The following is an 18,580-nucleotide window of genomic DNA, read 5'->3' on the forward strand; positions in this document are numbered from 1 at the left end:
CGCAGACAGAACACGCCGGGTCAGGCCCGGCGCGGCCTCGGATCGCTTACAGACCCAGGTCTTTCTTGGTCTTCTCGACCACTTTGGACGGCAGCGGGATGTAGCCATCCTTGACCACCACTTCCTGACCCTGCTTGGACAGGACCAGCTTCACGAACTCGGCTTCCAGCGGGCTCAGAGCCTTGTTCGGCGCCTTGTTCACGTAAACGTAGAGGAAGCGCGACAGCGGGTACTTGCCAGCCAGAGCGTTGGCCTCGGAGGCCTCTTCGGCAACACCGTTCTTGTCGACCAGGGGTACGGCACGGACGCTGGAGGTCTTGTAGCCGATGCCCGAGTAGCCGATGGCGTTCAGGGTGCTGGAGATCGACTGGACAACGGAAGCCGAACCCGGCTGCTCGTTGACGTTGGCCTTGAAGTCACCTTTGCACAGGGCTTCTTCCTTGAAGTAGCCGTAGGTGCCGGATACCGAGTTACGACCGAACAGCTGAACCGGCTTGCCAGCCCACTCGCCGGTCAGGCCGACGTCGCCCCACTTGGTGATGTCCTTGGCTTCGCCGCACAGACGGGTGCCGGAGAAGATGGCGTCGACCTGAGCCATGGTCAGGCTCTTGATCGGGTTGTCCTTGTGCACGAACACGGCCAGGGCGTCGATGGCCACCGGAATGGCGGTCGGCTTGTAGCCGTACTTCTCTTCGAAGGCCTGCAGCTCGTTGTCCTTCATCTTGCGGCTCATCGGGCCGAGGTTGGAGGTACCCTCGGTCAGAGCGGGCGGCGCGGTGGAGGAACCGGCAGCCTGAATCTGGATGTTCACGCTCGGGTAGAGCTTCTTGTAGTCCTCGGCCCACAGGGTCATCAGGTTGGCCAGGGTGTCGGAGCCGACGCTGGACAGGTTGCCCGATACACCGGAAGTCTTTTCATAGGTCGGCAGAGCCGGGTCGATAGCGGCAACCGCACTAGCGGCGCTTACGCCAGCGGCGACAAAGGTCAGGGCCGCCATCAAACGCTTGAGTTTCATGCCTTGCTCCTAGCAGGAAGGGGTTGGATGGAACGGGCCCAAGTATCTGCAGGCCGCATGAACACTCTATGAAGGGATTGTTACAGTTCGATGAATACGCAGAATTGCCGCGCAAAAGCCGGACCGGGCGGTCGTGCTATATCGCCCGGCCCTATATACTGCGCGGCGTGCGCCGCATCCAAGCATAAGAAACCGGGGGCAGAACCAGCCATGATCGAACTCGAACAGGATGATCCCATTCCTCAGGGCGACCTCGCCCTGCAGATCACCGCCTTGCCGCGCGAAACCAACGGTTTCGGCGATATCTATGGCGGCTGGCTGGTGTCGCAGATGGACCTGGCCGGCACTGCCATGGCCAGCAAGGTCGCCGGTGGCCGGGTTGCGACGGTGGCCATTGATCGCATGGCCTTCCTGGTGCCGGTTGCCGTAGGGGCGCAGCTGTCCTTCTACACCCAGGCCCTGGAAGTGGGGCGCAGCTCGATCCAGATGCTGGTCGAGGTATGGAGCGACGACCCACTGTCCAGCGAATGGCGCAAGGTCACCGAAGCGGTCTTCGTCTTCGTCGCCATCGACGGTAGCGGCCGCACCCGCCCGGTACCGCCGCGCCGCGGCTGAAGCACCCGCGCTAGACGACGCCGACCTCGAGTCGGCGTTTTTCATGGTGCTTGGCCTTTGCTCCGTGCTGCGGTCAAATGCCCTCATGACCTCGGAGAACAGCCCATGAGCCAAGCGCAAATCGAACGCCTCGACCTGGATCAGCTGACCTGCTGGCGCGTGCACCTGGGCGACAGCGAATTGCTGGTAGCCCAGCAGGGTGCGCAGATCCTGCATTACCAGCAGGGCACGCAGCCCCCGATCATCTGGCGCAGCGAACAGGCCACCTACCAGCCCGGCCAGTCGGTACGCGGTGGCGTGCCGGTGTGCTGGCCCTGGTTCGGCGACCTGACACGCAACCCGCTGCCGCTGCAGGCGATGCACGACGACCCCGCAACGGCCCCGGCCCACGGCGGCGTACGCGGGCTGGACTGGCAGCTGCTGGGCATCGAGCAGCAGGATGAGGCGGTGACCCTGCAGTTTCTCTACGACAGTCGCCAGCAGCCGCTACCGCACTGGCCGCATGCGGCCGAACTGCGCCTGGACATCCGCCTCGACCAGCGCCTGCATCTACACCTGAGCAGCCGCAACCATGGCAGCCAGCCGCTGCACCTGAGCCAGGCCCTGCACAGCTATTTCGCCGTCAGCGACATCCGCCAGACCAGCGTGCTGGGCCTGGACGGCTGCCGCTACATCGAGACCCTGGACGACTGGCAGGAGCGCCGCCAGCAGGGCGCCCTGCAGTTCACCGGCGAGACCGACCGCATCTACCTGGACGTGCCGCAGCGCCTGGCTCTGGTCGACAATGGCTGGAACCGACGCATCCTGCTGCAGGCCGAAGGCTCGCGCTCGGCGGTGCTGTGGAATCCCTGGATCGACAAGGCCCAGCGCCTGTCGCAATTCGCCGACGATGCCTGGCAGCGCATGCTCTGCATAGAAACCGCCAACGTCTGGGACGACTGCATCGAACTGGCCCCGGGCGCCAGCCATGACCTGCGCCTGAGCCTGTGGAGCGAAGGGCTCTGAGCATTTGTGGGAGCGGCTGGGCGGCATTCCGCTTTAGCCGCGATGGCCCGGCTGAAGAGCATCGCGCCTAAAGCCGCTCCCACAGAGCCATATCCGCCACCCGCGCTGCTCTTGCTTTTCGCAGGAGGGGCCTTGGCCGCGACTCAAGCCGCACAGAAGCGTCGCGGCCAAGGCAGAGGCCGCGGACTGTCGCCCAGCCCAACCCTTCCTACATGCGCTCGCCGCTACCCGCTTCAGCTGCGCCTGGAGCTGGCCTGATCCACACACCCAAGAAACAAAAAGGCCGGTGGATCGCTCCACCGGCCTTTGCGTTAACCCGCAGCTTATCAGCCGCGAATCTTGTAGATGTCCTCCTCGGACACCTTGGCGTACTCCTGCAGACGCGCGAAGTAGGCACTCTGCGCTTCGTACACCTTGCTCGCAGCCGGATCGGCGGCGGCGGCAGCGGTAACCACCTCGGCTGCGACCGTCTTCAGCTTGGCCAGGACGTCATCGGGCAGGCGACGGACTTCCACGCCATCCTTCTTCAGGGTTTCCAGGGCTTCCATGTTGCGCGCGTTGTAGTCGTCGAGCATGTCGGCGTTCACATCGCGGGCCGCAGCGCGGACGATGGCCTGCAGGTCGGCCGGCAGGGTTTCCCAGGCCTTCAGGTTGACGTCCAGCTCGAAGGTCACGTTCGGCTCCTGCCAGCCCGGGGTGTAGTAGTACTTGGCGGCCTTGTGCAGGCCCAGGGCCAGGTCGTTGTACGGGCCGATCCACTCGGTGGCGTCGATGGCGCCGGTCTGCAGGGCGGTGAAGATCTCGCCGGCCGGCAGGTTGACCACGGTGCCGCCCATCTTGGTCAGCACTTCGCCGCCCAGACCCGGGGTGCGCATCTTCAGGCCTTCGAAGTCGGCCGGGGAGTTGATCTCCTTGTTGAACCAGCCGGCGGTCTGCACGCCGGTGGAACCGCACAGGATCGGCAGTACGCCGAATGGCTTGTACACCTCTTCCCACATCTGCATGCCGCCGCCCTTGAACAGCCAGGCGTTCATCTCGGCGGCGTTGGGGCCGAACGGCAGGGCGCAGAAGAATTGCGCGGCCGGCACCTTGCCCTTCCAGTAGTAAGGCGCGCCGTGGCCCATCTCGGCGGTGCCGCGGGATACCGCGTCGAACACTTCCAGGGCGGGGACCAGTTCACCGGCGGCGTAGACCTTGACGGTCAGGCGGCCGGAGCTCATCTCGTTGACCAGCTTGGCGAAACGCTCGGCGCCCACGCCCACGCCAGGGAAGTTCTTCGGCCAGGAGGTCACCATCTTCCAGGTGAAGGTCTCTCCACCGCCGCCCTTCTGCGGCTCGCAGTTCGCCTCGGTCTGCTTGTTGCAGCCGGCGAGCGCGGTGGCGGCCAGGCCCACACCGGCGGCGGCAATGATGTCACGACGTTTCATGCAAGACTCCTTATTGTTGTAGGAACCCGGCTCACCATAGCGCGCCAGGTTCAAGTGGTCTGACCAGAGGATCGCTCGGGGCAGACTGAGCCCCATCACATTAGGGCCTGCCGACTCTCAAGCCTAGCCGCTTCGACTAAAGTCGTAGGTAGATTGCCGCTCGCGGGCCCGGCTGCGAGAATCGCCCGCCTGCGCGCAATCGCGCAGCACTCTTGCGGGCGCCACGAGCGGCCGCTGCCTTGCCCACGCATAGAACAAGAAGGACCCACGATGTCCGCCTCCAACACCCCGCTCCTCGGCATCGCGCAGGCGCTCAACGCCGCCAATGCCTTTCTCGGCCGGGCCTGCGCCTGGCTAACCCTGTTCCTCGTCATCGGCACCGCCATCGTCGTGATCCTGCGCTACGGCTTCGGCATCGGCGCCACTGCCCTGCAGGAAGCCGTGATGTACGGCCACGCGATGGTCTTCATGGGCGCCGCCGCCTGGACCCTGCAGCGTGGCGGCCACGTACGCGTGGACATCTTCTACCAGAACTTCCCCGCCCGCCGGCAGGCGCTGGTGGAGATACTCGGCAACCTGCTGTTCCTGCTGCCGTTCTGCCTGTTCCTCGGCTGGAACAGCTGGGACTACGTGAGCGCCTCCTGGTCGACCCTGGAACAGTCCGGCGAGTCCGGCGGCCTGGCCTTCGTCTACCTGCAGAAGAGCATCATCCTGGTACTGGTCATCAGTCTGGTGCTGCAGAGCGTCGCCGAACTGATCCGCTACGGCTACGTGCTGGCCGGCAAGCTCCCTGCGCCGGAGGTGAAGCATGGCTGAGTTGATGGCGATTCTGCTGTTCGTCAGCATCTGTCTGGCCCTGATGGCCGGCTACCCGGTGGCCTTCACCCTGGGCGGCGTGTCCCTGTTGTTCGCCGGCATCGGCATGGCCGCCGGCCTGTTCGACGGTACCTACCTGCACGCGCTGCCCAACCGCCTGTTCGGCATCATGAACAACCAGACCATGCTGGCGGTGCCGCTGTTCGTGTTCATGGGCGTGATGCTGGAGAAATCACGGGTCGCCGAAGACCTGCTGGAATCCATGTCGCGCCTGTTCGGCACCCTGCGCGGCGGCCTGGCGATTTCCGTCTGCGTGGTCGGCGCCCTGCTCGCCGCCAGCACTGGCATCGTCGGCGCCACCGTGGTGACCATGGGCCTGCTGGCCCTGCCGACCATGCTGCGTCGTGGTTACGACCCGGCCATCGCCACCGGCACCCTGGCCGCCACCGGCACCCTGGGACAGATCATCCCACCGTCCATCGTGCTGGTCCTGCTGGGCGACGTGATGTCCAGCGCCTACTCCCAGGCACAGCTGAAGATGGGCATTTTCTCGCCTAAGACCGTCTCGGTCGGTGACCTGTTCGTCGGCGCCCTGCTGCCAGGCCTGGCCCTGGTCGGCATGTACATCCTGTACATCATCGGCGTGGCCATCTTCCAGCCGAAGAAATTGCCGGCCCTGCCGCAGGAAGAGCTCGGGCCGATCGAGTGGGGCAAGCTGTTCAGCGCGCTGATCCCGCCGCTGGCGCTGATCGCCGCCGTGCTCGGCTCGATCCTCGCCGGCTACGCCACCCCCACCGAAGCGGCCGCGCTGGGTGCCGTCGGCGCCATGGTCCTGGCCCTGAGCAAGCGCAAGCTTAGCTTCACCCAGCTCAAGGAAGTGGCCTATGGCACCACCGAAATCAGCGCCATGGTGTTCATGATCCTGATTGGCGCCTCGCTGTTCTCCCTGGTGTTCCGCGGCTTCGGCGGCGAAGTGCTGATCGAGGACGTGTTCGCCCAGCTGCCAGGCGGCGTGCTCGGCGCCTTCTTCGTGGTGATGCTGGTGATCTTCCTGCTCGGTTTCATCCTCGACTTCATCGAGATCACCTTCGTGGTGGTGCCGATCGTCGGGCCGGTGCTGCTGGCCATGGGGCTGGACCCGATCTGGCTGGGCGTGATGATCGCACTGAACCTGCAGACGTCCTTCCTCACCCCGCCGTTCGGCTTCGCCCTGTTCTACCTGCGCGGCGTCACCCCGGCGAGCGTGCAGACCAGCACCATCTACAAGGGCGTGCTGCCGTTCATCCTGATCCAGATCCTGATGCTGGTCATCGCCTACATCTGGCCGGACCTGATCACCTGGCTACCGGAGCAGATCTACGGGCAATGATGCCCCACCACTGAACGCACAAGGCCCGTCATTGACGGGCCTTGTCGTTTTCGGGTGACGGGTTACAGATCCGCTTCCTGCACCAGACGCACGTTATCGGCATCGAGGGCGTAGGCGGCTTCGGCCAGGTCGTTGTTCACCGCCTCGATATGCAGCTTGCCGATGACCCAGAGTGGCTCGTAGATATCCTCGAGTTCGATACCCTTGGGGTAGCGCACCAGCACGATCTGGTTTGGCGGGGGTGGCGGTACATGGATGCAGGCACCCGGATAAGGCACCAGGAACAGCAGGGTGACCTTGCCCGCCGCATCGTTCTCCAGCGGCACCGGATAGCCGCCCAGGCGAATGGTCTTGCCATCCAGACGCGCCACCGTGTGCTTCGAGTACATCACTGCCGGCAGGCCCGCGGGCTGCTTCAGGCCGCCCTGCTGGCCGAAGGTGCCGGCCATCTCGGGGCTGTCGTGACTGATCTCAGGCATCGCCTCGAGGGCCTTCTGGTCTTCGCGCGGCATCAGCTCCAGCCAGTCCAGCTCGGCGGGTTCGGCATGACTCAACAGGGGGATCAACAACAGGGAGAGCAATAGGCGGCGCATGATCGATCTCGTGGCGGGCAAGCCGGTAAGACTAGCGTCGCGCGCCGGCAGTTCCCAGAGGCCGAGTTGCCGCAGGCAGATCAGCCCTTCTTGATGGCCCCGTAGATCACCAGCAGGATCACCGCGCCGACCACCGCGCCGATGAAGCCGGCTGCCTGCCCCGCCTGGTAGATGCCCAGCGCCTGGCCGCCATAGGTAGCCGCCAGTGAGCCGCCGATACCCAGCAGGATGGTCATGATCCAACCCATGCTGTCGTCGCCCGGCTTGAGGAAACGCGCGACCAGACCGACGATCAGACCGATGAAGATGGTGCCGATGATGCCCATGTGCAGCTCCTTGAAATAGGCCAGAAACGAACAAGGCGTGCCGAAGCACGCCCTGTTGTGACCTGAGCGTAGCTCAAGGGTTCAGGCCTTGATCAGCGCCTCGACCTCGGCGATACGCGCTTTCAGGGTCGCCATGTCCTTGCTGCGAATCGTCGCGTGGCCAACCTTGCGCCCGGCCTTGAAGGCTTTGCCATAGTGATGCAGATGGCAATCGGCGATGGCCGCAACCTTGCTCACTTCCGGCACGCTGCCGAGGAAGTTGAGCATGGCGCTCTCGCCGACCTTGGCGGTGGAGCCCAGCGGCAGGCCGGCGACGGCGCGCAGGTGGTTCTCGAACTGGCTGCACTCGGCGCCTTCGATGGTCCAGTGCCCGGAGTTGTGCACGCGCGGGGCAATCTCGTTGGCCTTGAGCCCACCGTCGACCTCGAAGAACTCGAAAGCCAGCACGCCAACGTAGTCGAGTTTGGTCAGCACGCGGCCGACGTAGTCCTCGGCCAGCGCCTGCAGCGGATGGTCGGTGCTGGCGATGGAGAGGGCCAGCACGCCGCTGTCATGGCGGTTATGCACCAGCGGGTAGAAACGCGTCTCGCCGTCGCGGGCACGCACGGCCACCAGCGACACCTCGCCGGTGAAGGGCACAAAGCCTTCGAGGATGCACGGCACGCTGCCCAGCTCGGCGAAGGCGCCGACCACATCTTCCGCCTTGCGCAGCACCTTCTGGCCCTTGCCGTCGTAGCCCAGGGTGCGGGTCTTCATCACCGCCGGCAGGCCGATGGCTGCCACGGCGGCGTCCAGATCGGCCTGCGACTGGATATCGGCGAAGTCCGGCGTCGGTATACCGAGGTCCTTGAACATCGACTTCTCGAACCAGCGATCACGGGCGATGCGCAGCGCCTCGGCGCTCGGATAGACCGGCACGAACTGGGAGAGGAAGGCCACGGTCTCGGCCGGCACGCTCTCGAACTCGAAAGTCACCAGATCGACTTCGTCGGCCAGCTGGCGTAGGTGATCCTGGTCGCCGTAGTCGGCGCGGATGTGCTCGCCGAGCGCCTGGGCACAGGCATCAGGCGCCGGGTCGAGGAAGGCGAAGTCCATGCCCAGCGGAGTACCCGCCAGGGCCATCATGCGGCCCAGCTGGCCGCCACCGATTACACCGATCTTCATTGCGGGAAGTCTCTTGTTCAGGCTTCGCGGGGGTCCGGGTTGTCCAGCACGGTCTGCGTCTGCTCGTCACGGAACTGCTTGAGCTTGGCATGGAACTGCGGGTGCTGGTGGCCGAGGATACTGGCGGCCAGCAACGCGGCGTTGACCGCACCTGCCTTGCCGATGGCCAGAGTGGCGACCGGAATACCGGCCGGCATCTGCACTATAGATAGCAGCGAGTCGACGCCCGAGAGCACGGCGGACTGTACCGGCACGCCCAGCACCGGCAGATGCGTCTTGGCGGCGCACATGCCCGGCAGGTGAGCAGCGCCACCAGCACCGGCGATGATCACCTGGATGCCACGACCTTCGGCTTGCTCGGCGTACTGGAACAGCAGATCCGGCGTGCGGTGGGCGGACACCACCTGCACTTCATAGGGGATGCCCAGCTTGTCCAGCATCTCAGCGGTGTGGCTCAGAGTGCTCCAGTCGGACTTGGAGCCCATGATCACGCCAACCAATGCGCTCATCGTACTGCCTCTTGTTCGGGCGCCTGGCGGCGCGACAAAAACCAACAAGCCACGCATTGGGCGTGGCTTGTCATGTATGGATCAGGCCTCATGGGCCCCGAAGGCGGCGCATTATACCGGAAAGCCTACAGCCGCGCGCCTATGGCGCGACCGTTCGTCTGTGTCAGAACGCTACATCCTTATAGGAAGGCTGCGCCCAGGCTTGAGGCCCCCACCACCCTGGGGCAGACTGCCATCTCTCTCCTCGCTTTCCGGATATGGATATCCAGATGTCGAAACCTGCAAGACAACGCCTACCGTTCGAAGAGTCGTGGTGCCCACAGTGGTGCCTAGATATAGCCATCCCCATGCCTAGCAGCAGACACAATTTCCTAAATACGGAAATTATGCCTACCCATGGCAATGTCGTATAAACACTAGTTATGCCAACCAAACATGACATCTATCAACAGATACACCGCAGAACTGAATGGCTACCTGAACGCAATAAGCGACTTCAACGATCAAGTGGGCTATCGGCATGACTATTTCGCCGGCCATAAAAAATTATTAACCGATGATCCAGCCGCATATATTAGAAAAAAATTTGGCGAGCAAGCCTTTTGCAACCTAAAAGAATCCAATCTTCGCCAAGAAGCAAACCTAATAAAGTCATACGCACTATGCAATGTAGAAAATGCAGAGTTACTCGACTCCAAGACACGCCAGCCTAAGCTTACAGAAACAATAGTATGGCGCATCCAGGAATACTTGAGCTTTTATAGCTATCGCAGCGAGCAGATAAAAACCAGATGGATTTCAAAATTCTCTGATCGTGGGTTCTCGTGTGAATCAATATTTATCGCCACCTCTAACTATTTGGTTTGGGTAGTATTTTCAAAGCGGCATGATGAAATCCCTGCGGATCAGGCATAACAAATGGTTCAAGTCGCTCGCTTCACTCACTCGGGACCGGCTAAAGCCGGCCCCTTAACCAAACGTTAGGCAAAACAATGACTCCATGCATTGCCTTCAAGAAAATATGGAACGACGATGACCTCATCGAATTAACGGTGCAGGTTTGCAACGGGCAATCTATGTTTTCTAACAATATTTACGCCGACATAAATGCATTAGCTCAACTAATTAAAGATTTGAGTATTTTTCGCAACCAGATCTATGGCGGCTTGTATGACATAAAGCTGGGGGAGTTTGGCGTCGAGTACGCCAATGGTGGGTTTCAAGCCCGCTTGCAGTTCCACAACCAAGGCAAACTCCTTATATCTACATACCAACAAACAGAGTTTATGGAGTTTCCAAAATCGCAGGTGGCAAGTGAAGCAAAAATGTACCTCAGCACAGAGCCAGTGTTACTAGATAATTTTATAACTGATCTTAAAATACTAAACTCCGGATCATCCGACGAAGCAATCTTGGTTTGCGCCTAACAACTGGTTCAAGTCACTCGCTTCGCTCGTTCGGGACCGGCTAAAGCCGGCCCCTTAACCAAACGTTAGAGGCAAAGCGTGAAACTTAAGTGGCTAACCTTACCGCTGATCGCCATCCTTGCTGGCTTGGCTGGTCTATATAGCTATGCACACACGCTGCCCTCTCTTGCTTTTCCCTTAAAATCAATAAATGCATTTGCTCTTTCTGATGGCGGGTCTCTAACAATTGAGCTAGCAGATGCAAAGGGCAACGAATTTTACTTCGGCATCAAAGGGGACCTAGAAACGCCCCGTGAAATGTATCCATCCTTTTATATGCGTACATTCCTAGGCATCCCCCTAATGGTCACTCCGGAAATTGGCAGTGCAGAGGAGCTAAAGCTTGCTGGCTTTGCCAAGGAACTAGCCGAGAAAAATCTCAGCCCATCCTCACTAGAAAAAGTCAAGAATAGCGACCTAGATGGGCTTTCAAAATCTGAGTTTTCTTACGCCGTTATCTATTCCATATACACCAGCCTTAGTGAGCGCCATGCCTCTAACTAATGGTTCAAGTCGTTCGCTTCGCTCACTCGGGACCGGCTAAAGCCGGCCCCTTAACCAAACGTTAGGTTTTAATATGACCCAATGCACTGATCATGCCGATGCTGAAGTTAAAGGCATAGCGCGCTACATACCGACTACGCTTTCAAAAGGCATTCTGCTATTGCTACCGGGGACAGCATGGTTTGCTTTCTCAGCAATAAGAGAACACCCAAGCTGGTTTGGATTCCAAAATCTTACAGAGCTGGAGCAAACATTAACTGCTGCGCTCGCATCAGCAGCAGCCTGCATCATGCTTGTAATCGTTCTTGTGCTGGACATGGCTATTGCCGTACATCATTCCAAACACAGACGTACAGTTCACTACAGCAATACGCACCCTTTAATGTCATTTAAATTTCTAGCAAGCAACGCTACTGTTTTGCACTGGCTTGTACTCGGCCTTGTATGCACAAGCTTCTTTGCTGCAGGCTATGTAGTTGCTAAAACCTAACAACTGGTTCAAGTCGTTCGCTTTGCTCACTGGGACAGGCTAAAGCCTGCCCCTTAACCAAACGTTAAGCCAACAAACAAATGAAAATTCCACTTTCGATGATCTTATTGCTATCAACAGCAAGTACCGCAAACGCATCAGATACTAGTTGGTGGGCAGGTAATTGGTCATATACGGAGTGCTGGGAGAACATTTCAGGCAAAAATGACTGTGTAGTATACGAAGTAAACATCAGCACTCCGAACACCCATGTATCAATTAATGGCTACATGGCATATGAAGAAATTGATGCATATTCTGAAAAAAGCGAATGCGGTATCAATATATTTTTTGAACGCAAGATAGAAGGTTTCCCAAAGCCAGATCGCGACCTGCCTGGAAAAAAGCTGATGGAGCTGTGCAAAAATGGTAATGCGGCAAAAGTAAAATGGGGCGCAATTCAGCCAAGTATAGAGGGGCGTAAAAATGCGACATTCCAAAAAGATCAGCCTAACTAATCGTTAGCTTCACGAAAACTCAGTCTCGGAAAGCACTGAGAAACACACCAAGGAGAAACACATGCAAGACATCATCAAGAAGACCTTCGGCGGCCTGTCGGCTCAGTATTACTTTCGCCAGCTATTTTTCGGTGGACTCTTAGCAGCATTAGTCATCTTCATGACATTAAATGGAAATAGACCTCTAGATTTCAGCTTAATAGCACTTCTAGCTGTAAATACACTTCTATATCCATATTCTCGCTTCGTATATGAAAGCATTGTAAATTTCATCATGGGCGGAAATGTATTTTTTGTTAATGCAATCCTCATGCTCATGGTAAAAATCATCACCATGACAATATGCTGGAGTGCTGCCATTTTCATTGCCCCAATCGGCTTGGCATATCTCTACTATCATCACAGCAAGGCCACCAACTAACAAACGGCTCAATGCCGTTCGCTTCGCCCACTCGGGACGTCCTTGAGCTACGCTCATGGCCGTCCCTTGATCTATTCGTTTGCCTCTCCGATCATCAGCAACAGAAAAATCAACCTAACCATGGCCATTGCTGTAACAATGTTTGCAATGAGCTTGGTTTACCTTTGCACTCCACATTTCAAACAATTCTACGGAGAGAGTGCAGTATTCAGGATTGGCGTAGGGCTCTACGCCTGCGAATATAACGAAGAGTCGGCAGACAACTTCTATTGCAACCAGAAAATAGGCCATCTGCGCGAGCACTTGTTACCCAGAGAATTAACGCCCCAAGAATGCAACCAGCGACAACGATATGACTTCACGCCAATTGTTTATCGGTTAGGTCTATTGGGCTAGGCCTCGATGCAAACACTTAACCCATAGTTGCAGCACACCACAGGAGACCTACGTGATCACCTGCTACCTCCGCTACGTCATCGACCCGTTCAAAATCAAGGAATTCGAGCACTACGCCAAACTCTGGATTCCCCTGGTCAATAAATTCGGCGGCCAACATCACGGTTACTTTCTGCCCTCGGAGGGGGCCAACAATGTGGCGTTGGCGCTATTCACATTTCCCAGCCTTGGCGAGTATGAGCAGTATCGAAAAGACTCCTTCAATGACCCCGAGTGCATCGCTGCCTTCAAGTACGCGGAGGAGACGCGCTGTGTTCTGAGTTACGAGCGAAGCTTCTTCAAGCCGCTGTTCTAGGCTCATACCGCGTGGCTCGCCGCGTTGAATCGCGAACCCGGCCACGACCCGGAGCGACTGTCTGCGCTAGAATCCGTCGCTTTCTCCACCCCGCCAGATTGAAAGGGACTTCAATATGCGCCAGCTCATCGCACTCGCCAGTCTGCTATCCACCCTGTCCGGCTGCGCCGCCACTACTCCGCAGACAAGTACCGCCCCGGTCGCCAGCAGCCTGGAAACGGATGATGGTTACTGCTTTCAGCTGATCGTCTGCCCGCTGGTCAGTGTCGTCGACTTCACCAACGAGTGATAACCGGCAACCCGGCTCGCCTATTTCCCCTCACAAGGACGTTGTCATGCGCACGCTATCTGTTCTCGCCGCTTCCCTGCTGTTCACCGCCCAGGCCCAGGCCCTTGAGCTGGCCAAGTACCCCCAGGTGTTCGACACCGGCCAGGGCGTCATGGTGACCCTGGCGCCCAGCACCGATGGCCAACAGGCCCTGTTGCAGGTCAAGGGTCTTAACCATCCGCTGGACGAGGTCGTGTTCCTCACCCAGGTCAACGAGCGTGGCAACGAAGAGCGTGACTACAGCACCACCCTCGACGGTAGCCGCTACAACCTGCTGCTAAAACGCCAGGGCTGGGGTGGCGACGACTACCAGCTGTACCTGCCGGATACCGCGGGCTTCCCACTGGCGTTCGACGAGGCGCGGAGCAAGGCCGCCAAGCCGGCGGAGCTGCTGGCACTCTATGAGCAGCAGAAGGGTAAGGGCGTGCAGGACAAGCTGGCCCAGTTCGACCGCGCCAAACACCTGCAGGCCAACCAGAGTGCCCTCAAGGAGCTGGACGAGGAAGCCAGCGAAGCCTGCGGCATCCCCGTGCAGACTCGCGTCGAGTGGGACGCCATCGACGACCAGAAGATGAAGGAGCTGAGCATTTCCGGGTACTGCGGTGAGGTTGCCAGCCAGCTGGCCAGCCTGTGTCAGCGCGATGCGGCGTTCAAGGCCGAGGCGAGCAGCATCAAGGGCGTCGACTGCCGCTTCGACAAGTCCATGAAGCTGCGTGAGCAGGACGGTCGCATCCTGTTCATGACCGAGCGCGAGGCGCCCAACCAGGGCGACTTCATCAACGCTTTCCTGCGTAACCGCTAATCCCTTCCGGCGTTCGGTTTTCCGAATGCCGGCATAGCCGTCATTCGACCAGGCGAACGCCGGGTCGGCTGACGGCAATCTTTCATTCAATATTTCTTCATATATTTCATATAGTTAGCCACGCCATATGAGCCTGGCACGCTCCCTGCTCTACCTCACGACCAAGGAAGCCCGTCTTCCTCGGCTTCGGGACCCGCGCCGCACTGCCGGCCTCCCGCATAACAACAACAGTGAGGATCAGCATGACCACCAACAGTCTCTCCCGCGCCATCGGTTTCGCCCTGGCCGCCAGCCTGTGCAGCGCGCCGGCCCTGGCCAGCGAACTGACCGGCACCCTGAAGAAGATCAAGGACAGCGGCACCATCGTCCTCGGCCACCGCGACTCGTCCATTCCCTTCTCCTACTTCGGCAGCGACCCCGAGCAGCCGGAAGGCTACTCCCACGATCTGCAGCTGAAAGTGGTCGAGGCGATCAAGCAGGAACTGGGCATGCCCGACCTCAAGGTGCGCTACAACCTGGTGACCTCGCAGACTCGCATCCCGCTGGTACAGAACGGCACCGTCGATATCGAGTGCGGCTCTACCACCAACAACGTCGAGCGCCAGCAGCAGGTCGATTTCTCCGTCGGCATCTTCGAAGTCGGCACCCGCCTGCTGACCAAGACCAGCTCCGGCATCAACGACTTCGCCGACCTCAAGGGCAAGAACGTGGTGACCACCGCCGGCACCACGTCCGAGCGCCTGCTCAAGTCGATGAACGCCGAGAAACAGATGGGCATGAACATCATCTCGGCCAAGGACCACGGCGAGTCCTTCCTGATGCTGGAATCCGGCCGCGCCGTGGCCTTCATGATGGACGACGCCCTGCTCGCCGGCGAAATGGCCAAGGCCAAGAAGCCGGCCGACTGGCATGTGGTCGGCACCCCGCAGTCCTACGAGATCTACGGCTGCATGGTGCGCAAGGGTGACCCGGCGTTCAAGAAAGTGGTCGACGGCGCCCTGACCGCCACCTTCAAGTCCGGCGAAGTCAGCGCCATCTACGACAAATGGTTCCTCCAGCCCATTCCGCCGAAGGGGCTGAACCTCAACTTCCCGATGAGCGACGAGCTGAAGCAGCTGGTTGCCAACCCCACCGACAAGGCCGCCGAGCAACTCTGACGGCCTGTCGCCCGTGCACCTCACGAGGGTGTGCGGGCCGGGAAGCCGGAGGGCCTGCGCCCTCCGTTCATTCGCAGCATGAGGACAGGCGCACCGCCGCCATCCGCGACGGGGGACCGTGTCGGCCCCGGCGCCTGTCCGCCCTTGCCCGTTCGGGCCTGAATCGAGGGGAAACCCGCCATGAATTACAACTGGGACTGGAGCGTGTTCTTCAAGTCCACCGGTATCGGTAGCGAGATCTACCTGGACTGGTTCGTCACCGGCCTGGGCTGGACCGTGGCCATCGCCCTCAGCGGCTGGCTGGTCGCCCTGAGCCTGGGCACCGTCCTGGGCGTGATGCGCACCGTGCCGAACCGCTGGGTCAGCGGCATCGCCACCGCCTACGTCGAACTGTTCCGCAACGTGCCGCTGCTGGTGCAGCTGTTCCTCTGGTACTTCCTGGTGCCGGACCTGCTGCCCGAGCCGCTGGAGATGTGGTTCAAGCAGGACCTGTCGCCGGATACCTCGGCCTTCATCAGCGTGGCACTGTGCCTTGGCCTGTTCACCGCCGCGCGGGTTTGCGAGCAGGTGCGCACCGGCATCCAGGCGCTGCCCAAGGGCCAGCTCGCTGCTGGCTACGCGCTGGGCTTTCGCCTGCCGCAGATCTACCGCGATGTGCTGCTGCCACAGGCCTTCCGCATCATCATCCCACCGCTGACCAGCGAGTTCCTCAACATCTTCAAGAACTCCTCGGTGGCCTCGCTGATCGGCCTCATGGAGCTGCTGGCGCAGACCAAGCAGACCGCCGAATTCAGCGCCAACCTGTTCGAGGCCTTCACCCTGGCCACGCTGATCTACTTCACCCTGAACATGAGCCTGATGCTGCTGATGCGCCTGATCGAGAAGAAGGTCGCGGTACCCGGCCTGATCTCCGTGGGAGGCAAATGATGGACTTCAGTGCAATCATTCCGGCCCTGCCGGGCCTGTGGAAAGGCATGCTGATGACCCTGCAGCTGATGGTCTTCGGCGTGCTCGGCGGCGTGGTGCTTGGCACCCTGCTGGCGCTCATGCGCCTGTCGCACAACCCGCTGCTGGCCAAGCTGGCCGCCACCTACGTCAACTACTTCCGCTCCATCCCGCTGCTGCTGGTGATCACCTGGTTCTACTTCGCGGTACCCTTCATCCTGCGCTGGATCACCGGCGAGGACACCCCGGTGGGCGCCTTCAGCTCCTGCCTGGTGGCCTTCGTGATGTTCGAGGCGGCGTACTTCTGCGAGATCGTCCGTGCCGGCATCCAGGCCATCCCCAAGGGCCAGATGGGCGCCGCCTCGGCACTGGGCATGAGCTACAGCCAGAGCATGCGCCTGATCATCCTGCCGCAGGCCTTCCGCAAGATGACGCCGCTGCTGCTGCAGCAGAGCATCATCCTCTTTCAGGACACCTCGCTGGTCTACACCGTGGGCCTGATGGACTTCCTCAACGCCGCCCGCTCGCGCGGCGACATCCTCGGCCAGCCCCATGAATTCCTCATCTTCGCCGGCCTCGTGTACTTCACCATCAGCTTCGCCGCCTCGCAGGCGGTCAAGCTCCTGCAGAAAAGGTTAGCCGTATGATCTCGATCCAGAACGTCAACAAGTGGTACGGGGACTTCCAGGTACTGACTGACTGCAGCACCGAGGTGAAGAAGGGCGAAGTGGTCGTGGTGTGCGGGCCGTCCGGCTCCGGCAAGTCGACCCTGATCAAGTGCGTCAATGCCCTGGAACCCTTCCAGAAGGGCGACATCGTGGTCGACGGCACCTCTATCGCCAGCAAAGGCACCAACCTGCCGCAGCTGCGCTCGCGGGTCGGCATGGTGTTCCAGCACTTCGAGCTGTTCCCGCACCTGTCGATCACCGAAAACCTGACCATCGCCCAGATCAAGGTGCTCGGTCGCAGCAAGGCCGAGGCCACCGAAAAGGGCCTGGCCCTGCTCGAGCGCGTTGGCCTGTCGGCGCATGCGCATAAGCACCCCGGACAACTGTCCGGCGGGCAGCAGCAGCGCGTGGCCATCGCCCGCGCCCTGGCCATGGACCCGGTGGTGATGCTGTTCGACGAACCGACCTCGGCGCTCGACCCGGAGATGGTCAACGAGGTGCTCGACGTCATGGTGCAGTTGGCCAACGAGGGCATGACCATGATGTGCGTGACCCACGAGATGGGCTTCGCCCGCAAGGTGGCCGACCGGGTGATCTTCATGGACCGTGGGCAGATCGTCGAAGACTGCGGCAAGGACGAGTTCTTCGGCGACATCAACGCCCGCTCGGAACGCGCCCAGCAGTTTCTCAACAAGATCCTGCAGCACTAAGCGAAACCTCCCCTCTCCCCTTGGGAGAGGGGCCAGGGGTGAGGGACTCATCGGCACCTCCACCTCTCCCTACCCAGCCCCGGACGACTGTGATGCAATGCCTCTCCCCCAGCATCCCGCCCGTGCTCGCCGTGAAACCACGCCTGTTCCGCCAACTGCTGCTGACCCTGCTGGGCATCGCCCTGGTGCTGGGTTGCGGCTACGCCGGCTACCGTCTGAGCGATGCCGGCGGCATCCAGGCCCTGGCCGAAAATGGCGAGCGCCAGCTGGAACTCAACGCCCGCGCGGTGGAAAGCGAGATCGGCCAGTACACCTACCTGCCCAGCCTGCTGGAGCTGGAAAGCAGCGTCAGCCGTCTGCTGCTGACGCCCGGCAGCTACCGTCGCCAACGCCTCAACGACTACCTCGAAGGCCTCAACCAGCGCGCCGGTAGCCTGGCGATCTACGTGCTCGACCTCGACGGCCGGGTGGTGGCCACCAGCAACTGGAACCGCGCCGACAGCTACCTGGGCGAGGACCTGTCCTTCCGACCCTACTATCAGGACGCCGTGCAGGGCCGGCCGGGGCGCTTCTACGGCGTCGGCAGCACCACCGGCGAGCCCGGCTACTACCTGGCCCACGGCCTGCGCGGCAACGGCCGGGTGATCGGCGTGGCGGTGGTCAAGGTGCGCCTCGATGCCCTGGAAAAACGCTGGGCCGATGCGCAGATGCAGGCCTACGTCAGCGACGAGAACGGCATAATCATCCTCTCCAGCGACCCCAGCCGCCGGCTCAAGGCGATCCGCCCGCTGGACGCCGAGGCCCGCGAGCGCCTGGCGCGCAGCCTGCAGTACCACTGGGCGACCCTGGATGCGTTGCAGCCCCTGGCCCGTCACAGCCTCGGTAATGGCCTGGAAGAAGTGCGCCTGGCCAACGCAGACGGCAAGCCGCTGGATTACCTGCAACAGAGCCGCCCGCTGGCCGACAGCCGCTGGCACCTGACCCTGCTCACGCCGCTGGCCG

24 protein-coding genes are annotated in these 18,580 nt (G+C 60.7%); 18 read left to right on the top strand and 6 right to left on the bottom strand.

Annotated features, from left to right (window positions below; all coding sequences use genetic code 11):
• Positions 1-46: 46 nt before the first annotated feature.
• Entirely contained in the window at positions 47-1,015 is a 969-nt protein-coding gene (locus tag AYB31_RS08415; protein WP_068827636.1) for a PstS family phosphate ABC transporter substrate-binding protein, read from the bottom strand.
• 210 nt (positions 1,016-1,225) lie between these two features.
• On the opposite strand from AYB31_RS08415, the gene AYB31_RS08420 reads away from it, so the two are divergent.
• Together AYB31_RS08420 and AYB31_RS08425 are read left to right on the top strand one after the other, a co-directional pair.
• On the top strand, positions 1,226-1,630 hold the full coding sequence (locus tag AYB31_RS08420) for an acyl-CoA thioesterase (protein ID WP_068827638.1): 405 nt from the start codon (positions 1,226-1,228) through the stop codon (positions 1,628-1,630).
• Positions 1,631-1,735: 105 nt separating this feature from the next.
• Positions 1,736-2,635 (top strand): D-hexose-6-phosphate mutarotase, encoded by a 900-nt coding sequence (locus AYB31_RS08425; RefSeq protein WP_068827639.1) that lies wholly within the window; start codon positions 1,736-1,738, stop codon positions 2,633-2,635.
• Positions 2,636-2,961: 326 nt separating this feature from the next.
• On the opposite strand, the gene AYB31_RS08430 is transcribed toward AYB31_RS08425, so the two are convergent.
• On the bottom strand, positions 2,962-4,062 hold the full coding sequence (locus AYB31_RS08430) for a TRAP transporter substrate-binding protein (protein ID WP_068827641.1): 1,101 nt from the start codon (positions 4,060-4,062) through the stop codon (positions 2,962-2,964).
• Positions 4,063-4,332: 270 nt separating this feature from the next.
• Here AYB31_RS08430 and AYB31_RS08435 point away from each other — a divergent pair, with 270 nt between their 5' ends.
• Positions 4,333-4,878 (top strand): TRAP transporter small permease subunit, encoded by a 546-nt coding sequence (locus AYB31_RS08435; protein WP_068827642.1) that lies wholly within the window; start codon positions 4,333-4,335, stop codon positions 4,876-4,878.
• Positions 4,871-6,247 carry a TRAP transporter large permease gene (locus AYB31_RS08440; protein ID WP_068827644.1) on the top strand — a complete coding sequence of 459 codons (1,377 nt, stop codon included), beginning with the start codon at positions 4,871-4,873 and terminating at the stop codon, positions 6,245-6,247. Before AYB31_RS08435 ends, AYB31_RS08440 begins: the two co-directional genes overlap by 8 nt.
• Before the next feature lie 62 nt (positions 6,248-6,309).
• Here the strand turns inward: AYB31_RS08440 and AYB31_RS08445 are convergent, their stop codons facing one another.
• From AYB31_RS08445 to purE, 4 genes are all read right to left on the bottom strand, one after another.
• The gene (locus AYB31_RS08445; RefSeq protein WP_068827645.1) at positions 6,310-6,840 is read right to left on the bottom strand and encodes a DUF3299 domain-containing protein; all 531 of its coding nucleotides are present in this window, start codon (positions 6,838-6,840) and stop codon (positions 6,310-6,312) included.
• Positions 6,841-6,920: 80 nt separating this feature from the next.
• Positions 6,921-7,166 carry a GlsB/YeaQ/YmgE family stress response membrane protein gene (locus AYB31_RS08450; protein WP_068827647.1) on the bottom strand — a complete coding sequence of 82 codons (246 nt, stop codon included), beginning with the start codon at positions 7,164-7,166 and terminating at the stop codon, positions 6,921-6,923.
• Positions 7,167-7,247: 81 nt separating this feature from the next.
• Positions 7,248-8,330, bottom strand: a complete 1,083-nt coding sequence (locus tag AYB31_RS08455) for a 5-(carboxyamino)imidazole ribonucleotide synthase (protein ID WP_068827648.1) — start codon at positions 8,328-8,330, stop codon at positions 7,248-7,250.
• Between the two features lie 17 nt (positions 8,331-8,347).
• Complete coding sequence (purE, locus tag AYB31_RS08460) at positions 8,348-8,839, bottom strand: 5-(carboxyamino)imidazole ribonucleotide mutase (RefSeq protein WP_068827650.1); 492 nt, start codon at positions 8,837-8,839, stop codon at positions 8,348-8,350.
• A 435-nt stretch (positions 8,840-9,274) separates the two neighbouring features.
• Here purE and AYB31_RS21395 point away from each other — a divergent pair, with 435 nt between their 5' ends.
• From AYB31_RS21395 to AYB31_RS08505, 14 genes are all read left to right on the top strand, one after another.
• Complete coding sequence (locus AYB31_RS21395; RefSeq protein WP_153020669.1) at positions 9,275-9,754, top strand: hypothetical protein; 480 nt, start codon at positions 9,275-9,277, stop codon at positions 9,752-9,754.
• Positions 9,755-9,831: 77 nt separating this feature from the next.
• Entirely contained in the window at positions 9,832-10,266 is a 435-nt protein-coding gene (locus AYB31_RS08465) for a hypothetical protein (protein ID WP_068827651.1), read from the top strand.
• 78 nt (positions 10,267-10,344) lie between these two features.
• Complete coding sequence (locus AYB31_RS21400) at positions 10,345-10,809, top strand: hypothetical protein (protein ID WP_153020670.1); 465 nt, start codon at positions 10,345-10,347, stop codon at positions 10,807-10,809.
• 73 nt (positions 10,810-10,882) lie between these two features.
• Entirely contained in the window at positions 10,883-11,299 is a 417-nt protein-coding gene (locus AYB31_RS21405) for a hypothetical protein (protein WP_153020671.1), read from the top strand.
• Between the two features lie 80 nt (positions 11,300-11,379).
• Complete coding sequence (locus tag AYB31_RS21410; RefSeq protein ID WP_153020672.1) at positions 11,380-11,796, top strand: DUF5991 domain-containing protein; 417 nt, start codon at positions 11,380-11,382, stop codon at positions 11,794-11,796.
• Positions 11,797-11,857: 61 nt separating this feature from the next.
• Complete coding sequence (locus AYB31_RS08470) at positions 11,858-12,217, top strand: hypothetical protein (protein ID WP_068827653.1); 360 nt, start codon at positions 11,858-11,860, stop codon at positions 12,215-12,217.
• Positions 12,218-12,665: 448 nt separating this feature from the next.
• Complete coding sequence (locus AYB31_RS08475; protein ID WP_068827654.1) at positions 12,666-12,968, top strand: NIPSNAP family protein; 303 nt, start codon at positions 12,666-12,668, stop codon at positions 12,966-12,968.
• A gap of 115 nt (positions 12,969-13,083) precedes the next feature.
• Positions 13,084-13,257 carry a hypothetical protein gene (locus tag AYB31_RS21705; RefSeq protein ID WP_161489377.1) on the top strand — a complete coding sequence of 58 codons (174 nt, stop codon included), beginning with the start codon at positions 13,084-13,086 and terminating at the stop codon, positions 13,255-13,257.
• A 46-nt stretch (positions 13,258-13,303) separates the two neighbouring features.
• On the top strand, positions 13,304-14,098 hold the full coding sequence (locus tag AYB31_RS08480; protein WP_068827656.1) for a hypothetical protein: 795 nt from the start codon (positions 13,304-13,306) through the stop codon (positions 14,096-14,098).
• A 242-nt stretch (positions 14,099-14,340) separates the two neighbouring features.
• Positions 14,341-15,255, top strand: coding sequence for a glutamate/aspartate ABC transporter substrate-binding protein (locus tag AYB31_RS08485; RefSeq protein ID WP_068827657.1), 915 nt, complete (start codon positions 14,341-14,343; stop codon positions 15,253-15,255).
• Positions 15,256-15,435: 180 nt separating this feature from the next.
• A complete protein-coding gene (locus AYB31_RS08490; protein ID WP_068827659.1) occupies positions 15,436-16,182 on the top strand; it encodes an amino acid ABC transporter permease in 747 nt (248 codons plus the stop codon).
• Positions 16,179-16,847, top strand: coding sequence for an amino acid ABC transporter permease (locus AYB31_RS08495; protein WP_177332287.1), 669 nt, complete (start codon positions 16,179-16,181; stop codon positions 16,845-16,847). Before AYB31_RS08490 ends, AYB31_RS08495 begins: the two co-directional genes overlap by 4 nt.
• Positions 16,844-17,578, top strand: a complete 735-nt coding sequence (locus tag AYB31_RS08500) for an amino acid ABC transporter ATP-binding protein (protein WP_068827663.1) — start codon at positions 16,844-16,846, stop codon at positions 17,576-17,578. The genes AYB31_RS08495 and AYB31_RS08500 overlap by 4 nt, the downstream gene beginning before the upstream one ends.
• Before the next feature lie 92 nt (positions 17,579-17,670).
• Positions 17,671-18,580, top strand: a 910-nt coding sequence (locus AYB31_RS08505) for a cache domain-containing protein (RefSeq protein ID WP_269085701.1), incomplete at its 3' end; no start/stop codon positions are given.

It is taken from the genome of Pseudomonas sp. BMS12 (genome assembly GCF_001592875.1).
In the GTDB taxonomy this organism is placed as follows: Bacteria; Pseudomonadota; Gammaproteobacteria; order Pseudomonadales; family Pseudomonadaceae; genus Aquipseudomonas.

Excerpts from the sequence above, each read along its gene's own strand:
- AYB31_RS08415 (WP_068827636.1), bottom strand. The coding sequence starts at position 1,015 with ATGAAACTCAAGCGTTTGATGGCGGCCCTGACCTTTGTCGCCGCTGGC.
- AYB31_RS08420 (WP_068827638.1), top strand. The coding sequence starts at position 1,226 with ATGATCGAACTCGAACAGGATGATCCCATTCCTCAGGGCGACCTCGCC.
- AYB31_RS08425 (WP_068827639.1), top strand. The coding sequence starts at position 1,736 with ATGAGCCAAGCGCAAATCGAACGCCTCGACCTGGATCAGCTGACCTGC.
- AYB31_RS08430 (WP_068827641.1), bottom strand. The coding sequence starts at position 4,062 with ATGAAACGTCGTGACATCATTGCCGCCGCCGGTGTGGGCCTGGCCGCC.
- AYB31_RS08435 (WP_068827642.1), top strand. The coding sequence starts at position 4,333 with ATGTCCGCCTCCAACACCCCGCTCCTCGGCATCGCGCAGGCGCTCAAC.
- AYB31_RS08440 (WP_068827644.1), top strand. The coding sequence starts at position 4,871 with ATGGCTGAGTTGATGGCGATTCTGCTGTTCGTCAGCATCTGTCTGGCC.
- AYB31_RS08445 (WP_068827645.1), bottom strand. The coding sequence starts at position 6,840 with ATGCGCCGCCTATTGCTCTCCCTGTTGTTGATCCCCCTGTTGAGTCAT.
- AYB31_RS08450 (WP_068827647.1), bottom strand. The coding sequence starts at position 7,166 with ATGGGCATCATCGGCACCATCTTCATCGGTCTGATCGTCGGTCTGGTC.
- AYB31_RS08455 (WP_068827648.1), bottom strand. The coding sequence starts at position 8,330 with ATGAAGATCGGTGTAATCGGTGGCGGCCAGCTGGGCCGCATGATGGCC.
- purE (WP_068827650.1), bottom strand. The coding sequence starts at position 8,839 with ATGAGCGCATTGGTTGGCGTGATCATGGGCTCCAAGTCCGACTGGAGC.
- AYB31_RS21395 (WP_153020669.1), top strand. The coding sequence starts at position 9,275 with ATGACATCTATCAACAGATACACCGCAGAACTGAATGGCTACCTGAAC.
- AYB31_RS08465 (WP_068827651.1), top strand. The coding sequence starts at position 9,832 with ATGACTCCATGCATTGCCTTCAAGAAAATATGGAACGACGATGACCTC.
- AYB31_RS21405 (WP_153020671.1), top strand. The coding sequence starts at position 10,883 with ATGACCCAATGCACTGATCATGCCGATGCTGAAGTTAAAGGCATAGCG.
- AYB31_RS21410 (WP_153020672.1), top strand. The coding sequence starts at position 11,380 with ATGAAAATTCCACTTTCGATGATCTTATTGCTATCAACAGCAAGTACC.
- AYB31_RS08470 (WP_068827653.1), top strand. The coding sequence starts at position 11,858 with ATGCAAGACATCATCAAGAAGACCTTCGGCGGCCTGTCGGCTCAGTAT.
- AYB31_RS21705 (WP_161489377.1), top strand. The coding sequence starts at position 13,084 with ATGCGCCAGCTCATCGCACTCGCCAGTCTGCTATCCACCCTGTCCGGC.
- AYB31_RS08480 (WP_068827656.1), top strand. The coding sequence starts at position 13,304 with ATGCGCACGCTATCTGTTCTCGCCGCTTCCCTGCTGTTCACCGCCCAG.
- AYB31_RS08485 (WP_068827657.1), top strand. The coding sequence starts at position 14,341 with ATGACCACCAACAGTCTCTCCCGCGCCATCGGTTTCGCCCTGGCCGCC.
- AYB31_RS08490 (WP_068827659.1), top strand. The coding sequence starts at position 15,436 with ATGAATTACAACTGGGACTGGAGCGTGTTCTTCAAGTCCACCGGTATC.
- AYB31_RS08495 (WP_177332287.1), top strand. The coding sequence starts at position 16,179 with ATGATGGACTTCAGTGCAATCATTCCGGCCCTGCCGGGCCTGTGGAAA.
- AYB31_RS08500 (WP_068827663.1), top strand. The coding sequence starts at position 16,844 with ATGATCTCGATCCAGAACGTCAACAAGTGGTACGGGGACTTCCAGGTA.